The organism is Streptomyces sp. 130 (assembly GCF_007096885.1).
Classification (GTDB): domain Bacteria; phylum Actinomycetota; class Actinomycetes; order Streptomycetales; family Streptomycetaceae; genus Streptomyces.
Window position 1 is genome coordinate 1 of the sequence record NZ_VJNO01000082.1, and the last position, 4,620, is coordinate 4,620.

General features: G+C 69.6%; 4 protein-coding genes. 3 read left to right on the top strand and 1 reads right to left on the bottom strand.

Annotation, left to right across the window (positions count from 1 at the left end; translation table 11 throughout):
• Window positions 1-76: 76 nt before the first annotated feature.
• A complete protein-coding gene (locus FKN01_RS31970; RefSeq protein WP_143626146.1) occupies window positions 77-1,288 on the bottom strand; it encodes an NADP-dependent malic enzyme in 1,212 nt (403 codons plus the stop codon).
• 526 nt (window positions 1,289-1,814) lie between these two features.
• Here FKN01_RS31970 and FKN01_RS31975 point away from each other — a divergent pair.
• From FKN01_RS31975 to FKN01_RS31985, 3 genes are read left to right on the top strand one after another with little or no spacing between them, the layout of a single operon-like run.
• Window positions 1,815-2,783: an ABC transporter substrate-binding protein gene (locus FKN01_RS31975; RefSeq protein ID WP_143626147.1), complete on the top strand. Its 969-nt coding sequence runs from the start codon at window positions 1,815-1,817 to the stop codon at window positions 2,781-2,783.
• 28 nt (window positions 2,784-2,811) lie between these two features.
• Entirely contained in the window at window positions 2,812-3,768 is a 957-nt protein-coding gene (locus FKN01_RS31980) for an amino acid ABC transporter permease (protein WP_143626148.1), read from the top strand.
• The gene (locus FKN01_RS31985) at window positions 3,765-4,526 is read left to right on the top strand and encodes an amino acid ABC transporter ATP-binding protein (protein WP_143626149.1); all 762 of its coding nucleotides are present in this window, start codon (window positions 3,765-3,767) and stop codon (window positions 4,524-4,526) included. Before FKN01_RS31980 ends, FKN01_RS31985 begins: the two co-directional genes overlap by 4 nt.
• The last annotated feature ends 94 nt before the right edge of the window (window positions 4,527-4,620 follow it).

Genomic DNA, 4,620 nt, shown 5'->3' on the forward strand with positions numbered 1-4,620 from the left:
CGCCCCCCCCCCCCCCCCCGCCCGCGCGGCGGGCGGGGGGGGGGGGGGGGCCCCCCCCCCCCCCCCCCGCACAGGCTCACCGCCGGGCGACACCCTCCGCACGGGCCGCCGCCGCCACGGCGGCCGTCACCGCCGGGGCGACCCGCTCGTCGAACGGCGACGGGATCACGTAGTCCGCCGCCAGCTCGTCGCCGACGACGTCGGCCAACGCGTTGGCCGCCGCGATCTTCATGCCCTCCGTGATCCGGGAGGCCCGCACCTGGAGCGCCCCCGCGAAGATACCGGGGAACGCCAGCACGTTGTTGATCTGGTTCGGGTAGTCCGACCGCCCCGTGGCCACGACGGACGCGTACTTGTGGGCGATGTCCGGGTGGACCTCCGGGTTCGGGTTGGCCATCGCGAAGACGAAGGCCCCCGGTGCCATCGAGGCGACCGCCGCCTCCGGCACCGTACCGCCGGAGACGCCGATGAAGACGTCCGCGCCGGCGAGCGCCACCTCCAGGGGGCCCGAGATGCCCGCCCGGTTGGTGAGCTCCGCCAGCTCCCGCTTGACGTCCGTCAGGTCCTCGCGGTCCCGGCTGACGATGCCCTTGCGGTCCGCGACGGCCACGTCCCCGAGCCCCGCCTCCAGCAGGAACTTGGCGATGGCGACCCCGGCCGCGCCGGCGCCGGAGATCACCGCGCGCAGGTCGCCCAGGCTGCGCCCGGACAGCTTCGCGGCGTTGCGCAGGGCGGCCAGGGTGACGACGGCCGTGCCGTGCTGGTCGTCGTGGAAGACCGGAATGTCCAGCCGCTCCTGGAGCTTGCGCTCGATCTCGAAGCAGCGCGGCGCCGAGATGTCCTCCAGGTTCACCCCGCCGAAGGAGGGGGCGAGCCGGACGACGGTCTCCACGATCTCGTCCGCGTCGGTGGTCGCGAGCGCGATCGGCACCGCGTCCACGCCGCCGAACTGCTTGAAGAGGATGGCCTTGCCCTCCATCACGGGGAGGGACGCCTCGGGACCGATGTCCCCGAGGCCGAGCACCGCCGTGCCGTCCGTGACGACGGCGACGACCTGTGACTTCCAGGTGTAGTCGTGGACGAGCTCCGGCTGCTCCGCGATCGCGCTGCACACCTTCGCCACGCCCGGCGTGTACGCGAGGGACAGGTCGTCCCGGTCCCGGATCGGGACGGTGGCCCGCACGGCCATCTTCCCGCCCCGGTGGAGCGCGAAGGCCGGATCGAACGGCTCGTCGGTGGTGCTTTCGGTACTGCTGTCGCTGCGAGGATTGACGATCTCCGCTGCCATGGTGTTGACCCCTTAAGTCTTCATCGTTTGAGGGTGGCCACTCCTGGTTGAGGAGGGGTGGGCGGGCACCGCGTACGCGCCCTGCGCCTGACGGTTGGCCCGCCCCGGCAGGGGGTGATACGTACGCGCGGGCGCGCCGCACACGCGCCCTGAGCCCCGGATGAGGGGTGTAAAGGTCTTTCTTACCGGACGGACCTGGTCGCGGACGAGTCCATATGCGCTCCGTGACATGACTCATATCGGGCTGCCATTTCAACAGGTCAGCCTCGTGCCGGACCTGAGTCCGGCACGCGAGACGCGCCGCAGATCCTCCGGTCGCGAGGAGGAAACCCCATAAAAGGTCCGGCCTTGGTGTACCGGCCTCAAGAGGTTCGGGGATCGCCCGTTACCCGATTTTGACATGCCGGGCCCCCTGTTCGGGCTAATCCGCATGGCAACATGCCGTAATCACACAAGGCGGCGACACCCGACGCTGTGTGCCAATACCGCCTGGCGAACCGTCCCCACCTGCCGGAGGAACCCGAACATGACCGCACGCTCCACCCGTCGTACGGCCGCGACCACCCGCATCGCCGCGGTCGGCGCCATCGCGGTCGCCGGCACCATGCTGCTGACCGCCTGTGGCGACCAGACGAAGAACAACGACTCGGCGTCGACCGGGGCGAGCACCGGCGCGTCCGCGGGTACGGCCTCCCCCGCCGACCTGCTGCCCGCGGAGATCAAGTCCAAGGGCGTCATCCGCGTCGGCTCCGACATCGCCTACCCGCCGGTCGAGTTCAAGGACGAGTCCGGCAAGACGGCGGGTATCGACCCCGACCTCGGCGCCGCGCTCGGCAAGGTGCTGGGCGTCGAGTTCAAGTTCGAGAACGGCACGTTCGACACCCTGGTCACCGGTCTGCGCGCCAAGCGGTACGACATCGCGATGTCGGCGATGACGGACAGCAAGGAGCGCCAGGAGGGCATCGACCCGGAGACGAAGAAGAAGGTGGGCGAGGGCGTCGACTTCGTCGACTACTTCACCGCCGGTGTCTCGATCTACACCAAGAAGGGCGACGACCAGGGCATCAAGACCTGGGCCGACCTCTGCGGCAAGAAGATCGCGGTCCAGCGCAACACCGTCTCGCACGACCTGGCCAAGGACGAGTCGAAGAAGTGCGCCGGCGGCAAGAAGATCGCCATCGAGGCGTACGACACCGACCTCGAGGCCCAGACCCGCATCCGCTCGGGCGGCGCCGACGCCGGCTCCTCCGACTTCCCGGTCGCCGCGTACGCGGTGAAGACCTCGGGCGGCGGCAAGGACTTCCAGATCGTCGGCGACCAGGTCGAGGCGGCCCCGTACGGCATCGCGATCGCCAAGGGCAACGACAAGCTCACCCAGGCCATCAAGGCGGCCATGGACGAGATCATCAAGAGCGGCGAGTACGACAAGATCATCGCCAAGTGGGGCGTCGAGGCCGGTGCGGTCACCGAGGCCAAGGTGAACGGCGGGTCCTGACCCGAGCCGGCACTGAAAGGCATCAGCCGTGACTGACATCAAGAAGACGGGACCGGCCGACGAGCCGCCCGCATCCTCCGCCGCGGCGGCGGCACCCGTACCGGAGGCCATCCGGGCCATCCCGGTCCGGCACTACGGCCGGTACGTCTCGGCGCTGATCGCCATCGCCGTACTCGCGTCCATCGTCTACGCCTTCAGCCAGGGCAGGATCAACTGGGGCGCGATCCCGGACTACTTCTTCGACGACCGCATCATCGACGGCGTGGGCCAGACCCTGCTGCTCACCGCCCTCTCGATGCTGATCGGCGTGGTCGGCGGCGTCCTGCTCGCCGTCATGCGCCTGTCGAAGAACCCGGTGACGTCGTCCATCGCGTGGTTCTACATCTGGTTCTTCCGGGGCACACCCGTCCTGGTGCAGCTGTTCGTGTGGTTCAACCTGGGTCTGGTCTTCGAGTACATCAACCTCGGGCCGATCTACAAGGACTACTGGTCCAGCTTCATGACGCCGCTGCTCACGGCGCTGCTCGGGCTCGGCCTCAACGAGGCCGCGTACATGGCGGAGATCTGCCGGGCCGGTCTGCTCTCGGTGGACGAGGGCCAGACCGAGGCGTCGCACGCGCTGGGCATGAGCCACTCCAAGACCCTCCGGCGCGTCGTGATCCCGCAGGCCATGCGGGTGATCGTGCCGCCCACGGGCAACGAGGTCATCAACATGCTGAAGACGACCTCGCTGGTGGCGGCCGTGCAGTTCTACGAACTCTTCAAGAACGCGCAGGACATCGGGCAGGCGTCCGGGGCGCCGGTGGAGATGTACTTCCTCGCCGCCGCCTGGTATCTGATCATGACCTCGGTGCTCAGCGTCGGGCAGTACTACCTGGAGCGGTACTACGCGCGTGGATCGAGCCGCAGCCTGCCGCCGACCCCGTTCCAGAAGCTGAGGGCCACCGTGCTCTCGGTGGGCCGCCCGAAGGGAGGCATCGCATGACCGCGATGGTGAAGGCCGAGGGCGTCCACAAGTCCTTCGGCACCGCGCACATCCTCAAGGGCATCGACCTGGAGGTCGCCCCGCGGGAGGTCTTCTGCCTGATCGGCCCGTCCGGCTCCGGCAAGTCGACGTTCCTGCGGTGCATCAACCACCTGGAGCAGATCAGCGCCGGACGGCTCTACGTCGACGGCGAGCTGGTGGGCTACCGCCAGAAGGGCGACAAGCTCTACGAGCTCAAGGACAGCGAAGTCGCCCTGAAGCGCCGGGACATCGGCATGGTCTTCCAGCGCTTCAACCTGTTCCCGCACATGACGGCGCTGGAGAACGTCATGGAGGCGCCCGTGCAGGTGCGCCGCGAGGCCAAGGCGGTCGCCCGGGCCCGCGCCGAACGGCTGCTCGACCGGGTCGGCCTGGCCGACAAGGCCGGGAACTACCCCTCGCAGCTCTCCGGCGGGCAGCAGCAGCGGGTGGCCATCGCCCGGGCGCTGGCCATGGAGCCGAAGCTGATGCTCTTCGACGAGCCCACGTCGGCGCTCGACCCGGAGCTGGTCGGCGACGTGCTCGACGTGATGCGGGGCCTCGCCGAGGACGGCATGACGATGATCGTCGTCACGCACGAGATGGGCTTCGCCCGCGAGGTCGGCGACGCGCTGGTCTTCATGGACGACGGCGTGGTGGTCGAGTCGGGCCACCCGCGCGACGTCCTGACCAACCCGCACCACGACCGGACGAAGTCGTTCCTGTCGAAGGTGCTGTAGGCGGTACGGGAGAGGGCGGTACGGGCCCCCGGGCCCGTACCCCCCGTCCGGCGTCCCGGCGGCGTGCCCCCGCCCGGGGGCGTGCCCCGTCCCG

What these genes read in the sequence shown, in the direction of transcription:
- FKN01_RS31975 (WP_143626147.1), top strand. Translation starts at nt 1,815, where the DNA reads ATGACCGCACGCTCCACCCGTCGTACGGCCGCGACCACCCGCATCGCC.
- FKN01_RS31985 (WP_143626149.1), top strand. Translation starts at nt 3,765, where the DNA reads ATGACCGCGATGGTGAAGGCCGAGGGCGTCCACAAGTCCTTCGGCACC.
- FKN01_RS31970 (WP_143626146.1), bottom strand. Translation starts at nt 1,288, where the DNA reads ATGGCAGCGGAGATCGTCAATCCTCGCAGCGACAGCAGTACCGAAAGC.